The following is a 261-nucleotide window of genomic DNA, read 5'->3' on the forward strand; positions in this document are numbered from 1 at the left end:
TCGAAGAAGATACCGATATCAATCATATAGTGCCTGTGCCCAACCAGCTTGACACATGGATTGTGCAATCCATCACCTCAGTCTCAGACTGTAATGAACAGCTAGGTACCCATTTTGATAGTGAGGATGTCACTAGTATGGGTGGACTGGTCATGCAAGAGCTTGGCGAAGTCAATGAGGTATTGGGTCAAACCGTCTTTATTGACGATTGTCGTTTGTCGGTATTGTCAGCAGATGGTCGATTTATCCAAGAAATTGAAC

At 44.1% G+C, this 261-nt stretch carries 1 protein-coding gene; it reads left to right on the top strand.

Annotated elements, in window-relative coordinates; genetic code table 11:
- Positions 1-62: 62 nt before the first annotated feature.
- Positions 63-261: transporter associated domain-containing protein (locus tag ACSV5T_RS09985; RefSeq protein ID WP_438321020.1), on the top strand; the 199-nt coding region annotated here is incomplete at its 3' end.

The organism is Veillonella sp. ZSJB6 (genome assembly GCF_051549505.1).
Classification (GTDB): Bacteria; Bacillota; Negativicutes; order Veillonellales; family Veillonellaceae; genus Veillonella.